Source organism: Collinsella aerofaciens ATCC 25986 (genome assembly GCF_964239575.1).
GTDB classification, from domain to species: Bacteria; Actinomycetota; Coriobacteriia; order Coriobacteriales; family Coriobacteriaceae; genus Collinsella; species Collinsella aerofaciens_BQ.
This window is the reverse complement of record NZ_CAXSQQ010000046.1, coordinates 1-3,170: the sequence shown is the minus strand read 5'-3', so window position 1 is coordinate 3,170 and position 3,170 is coordinate 1. Positions and strand designations below refer to the sequence as shown.

4 protein-coding genes are annotated in these 3,170 nt (G+C 60.1%); all 4 read right to left on the bottom strand.

Going from position 1 to position 3,170, the window contains the following annotated elements; genetic code table 11:
- Positions 1 to 427 precede the first annotated feature (427 nt).
- Positions 428 to 1,111: a Rep family protein gene (locus tag ACESUZ_RS09985; RefSeq protein ID WP_115596269.1), complete on the bottom strand. Its 684-nt coding sequence runs from the start codon at positions 1,109 to 1,111 to the stop codon at positions 428 to 430.
- Positions 1,112 to 1,173: 62 nt separating this feature from the next.
- Positions 1,174 to 1,401, bottom strand: a complete 228-nt coding sequence (locus tag ACESUZ_RS09980) for a type II toxin-antitoxin system RelE family toxin (protein WP_006236363.1) — start codon at positions 1,399 to 1,401, stop codon at positions 1,174 to 1,176.
- A 25-nt stretch (positions 1,402 to 1,426) separates the two neighbouring features.
- A complete protein-coding gene (gene relB / locus ACESUZ_RS09975) occupies positions 1,427 to 1,663 on the bottom strand; it encodes a type II toxin-antitoxin system RelB family antitoxin (RefSeq protein ID WP_373199897.1) in 237 nt (78 codons plus the stop codon).
- Positions 1,664 to 1,705: 42 nt separating this feature from the next.
- The gene (gene mobV, locus ACESUZ_RS09970) at positions 1,706 to 2,980 is read right to left on the bottom strand and encodes a MobV family relaxase (protein WP_373199895.1); all 1,275 of its coding nucleotides are present in this window, start codon (positions 2,978 to 2,980) and stop codon (positions 1,706 to 1,708) included.
- Positions 2,981 to 3,170 lie beyond the last annotated feature (190 nt).

Below are 3,170 nucleotides of genomic sequence, written 5' to 3'. Positions count from 1 at the left end.
TTCCCCCCGAGACCCCCCAGCCCTCGTCCGTTCGCGGCGTCGCTCACGTTCTCGGGCAGCTCGCTGCGGCGCTCGCATGAGGGGGCAAGCCCCCTCAAACTCCCCCGCTCAACCTGATTTGTCATTTGTCATTTGTCACATTATTTTTCGGACGTAGTTAGCGAAAAATAATGAGCGCGCCCCTCCGAACCACCCCCAAAATCACGCTCGATATCGGTATCGGATATCGGATTCCCATGGGCGAGGTCGTAGTACCTCGCCCATGGGAATCCAGCCCCAGCCCTTCCGCGCTCGCAGACTTGAGCAAGGAAAGGGTCGATGGGAGCTTGCGCTCACATCGACCCTCTTCCCAGTCTGTCTTTTGGCTCGACCGCCGCGTCAATTCCGCAATCCGTGAACGAGGTCTCCGTAGATCCGCTACGCGGAACTACTCCGCCCCCGTAGTCACGCATTGCTCCATTGACCCGTCTACTTTTCCGCACGCGCCTGTCTCACGTGCCTTGCGCTTGCGTTCGGCGTTCAGGTAGTTGCCGCGACAGTAGCGCTCGAGAATCGAGTTGTAGCCGACGATGATTTCTCGGTACTGCTCGGGGAACTCACGCAACGCCGCAGTCGTGAAGTCATTGATGGTCTCGAACTTCTCGACCATGATGAAGCCAACCAACTCGAAGAGCATGTCCTGCTTGTCCTTGGTCGAGAGCTGCTCAAGCTGCCCGATGTCGAAGTTGTTCCCCTCGATGCGGGCTTCGACTGGGTACAGTTCCTTGCCCTTCTTTCGGCACGATGCCGTGTCATGGATGAGGTAGTCGTATGCGTGCCTGATGTTGTTGACTGGCTCCGCAGAGGAGCAGCACCTCTTGCCGTCCGCGCTCAAGCGGTTCAGGACGTTGATTATCGCCTTGCGGGTCGTGTTGCCGCCCCAAACCACGATGATGTGAACATGGGTCTTCCGCTGCTTGCTCTTCTGGTCATGGTCGATGTCGTGAATTGCGTAAGCGAACGGAACTTGAAGGATGTCGTCTATCTCCTCCTGCCAATCATCGAGCATGTTCTCTGGGTAGCAGATTCCCTCCCAGAGCTTTACCTTCGTCTCGCCAGCGTTTGCCGCCATGCTATAATCTCCTTGTCTCGAATGCCCCTGCTGCCGCCAAGCTTGCTGGGGCTTTTTCTTTTTTACCTGCGCTTGTAGACCTCGCGCCTATGCGCCACATCAACCACGAGAATCACGAGCCTGCCGTCATCGATGTCGCACAGAATCCGATAGTCGCCGACCCTGTAGCGCCACACGCCCGCCAGGTTCCCCGTCAGGGACTTGCCCCTGACTCTCGGGTCTTCGAGCTTCGCTATCTCGTCAAGCTCTTCGAATATCCTCGCGGCGATACCCCTGTCCAGCTTGCGCATCGCCTTGTCAGCGTTCCTCGTGAAATCAATTCGCCAGACCACAATGCGCCCTTACCTCATCGATGCTGTAGGTCTCGATCCTGCCTGCGCGGTAGTCCTCGATGTCCTTGAGAATCCCGTACTCGTACTCGAAACGGTCAATCGATTCTTGCAGGGCCTCGTTCACGTAGAAGCTCCTCGACCTGCCGGTCTCCTTCGCAAGCCTGCTGTAGCGCTCGTTCAGCTCGGTCGGAATCCTCATCGAAGTGACTGCGGTAGCCATAACGCACCTCCTATGCTGTAATACAGGTACTACTATAACACATCACCGCGCCTGCCCGCGCGACCGCGCAGGCGCTTCGTGGCTTCGGTTCCATGCCTTCGCCGCTTCCGTGGCATCCCTCACCATCTCGTCTAGGCCGTATCCGCCGCCCTGCGCCTTCCTGGGACGCATCAGCGCCCAGATGCGGTCTCTAAGCTCCTCAATTGCCGTTCTAGCTGCTCTCGCTGCTCCTGCGCATCGAGCAGTGATTGAATCGAGGATTGTGCCGCGCTCAGCGCGTCCCGCAGCTTCCCAGCGCCCAATCTCGGCAGCGACGGGTCGAAGCTCCTCAACGTCTCGCGCAACTGCTCGCGTTCCGCGCCGAAGGGACTCCAATCGCGCGGACTCCCGCTGGATTTCATCGCCCACCTCGTTGCGAAGCTCGAGCTTTTCGCCGATTTCGCCGTCCAAGCGGTCAAGCTCGGCCATTTTTTCCGCGATTCGGCGGTCTATCTCCGCAGCTTGCGCCCGCTTTTCATCGACCTGCTCGGTCACGGCACCCAATTTGGCGCGGGTCTCAACCCTCTGCCGCTCAAGGCCGTCCAGCTCGCGCTTGGCAGTTATCGCCCCGTGCTTCGCCTTGTCCCTCGCCACCTCAAGGGTCTCTATCTCGGACTTGAGCGCCCTTGTGGTGCCGACCTGCACCTTGTACGCGTCAAGGCTCCTGTAGCCTTTCGCGCGCAGCTCGTGGCGCATTGGGCGCTCGTACCCGTAGGGCTTGGCCACCTGCTCCCAGAAGTCCTCCTGCAAGCGGCTCATCGTGCCCTGTGCGGTCACCTCCCATTTGCCCTCCGCGTTCTTGCGGCGCTTGTCTGGGGCGAACAGCTCCTTGGCGCACAGGCGATCGTGACCGTCCTCGCCGCGGATGACTGGGGCAATCCAGATGTGCGCGTGCGGGGTGCCCTCGTCCAGATGAATCTGGGCGGCTAGCAGGTTCTCATAGCCGTACCGCGCCCCGAACCACTGAACCGACCTGTCCAGAAACTCCCTCGCGTCCTTCTCGTCCAAGGCATCGTTGCTTGAGACGATGAACCCCATCGCGCGGACTTGGTTGTCCCTGATTTTCCTCTTCGTGTTCAGCTCGCCCATCCGCCGCTCGATGGCCTGTTCGAGCGGAACGGGACTCTCATCCCCCGCGCGGCACAGGTACCCGACATGCCGGCCGCTCTGGTCAACATCGTTTGCGTAGGTGTGAGCCCGCCTGTCTAGCTCCTTGCCCACGGCTTCAAGGCTGTCACATTTGGTCGACTTCATGGCAATCAAGGGTGCTACGGTCATGTCAAACTCCCGAGTTCGAACCACCTAAAGGTGCGTTAGCGACTTTGGTATAGTCACGGTATACCAAACTGCGTTTGGCCGTGCAAGGGCGCTGCCCTTGACCCGCTCGGGCGTTCCCCCCGAGACCCCCCAGCCCTCGTCCGTTCGCGGCGTCGCTCACGTTCTCGGGCAGCTCGCTGCGGCGCTCGCA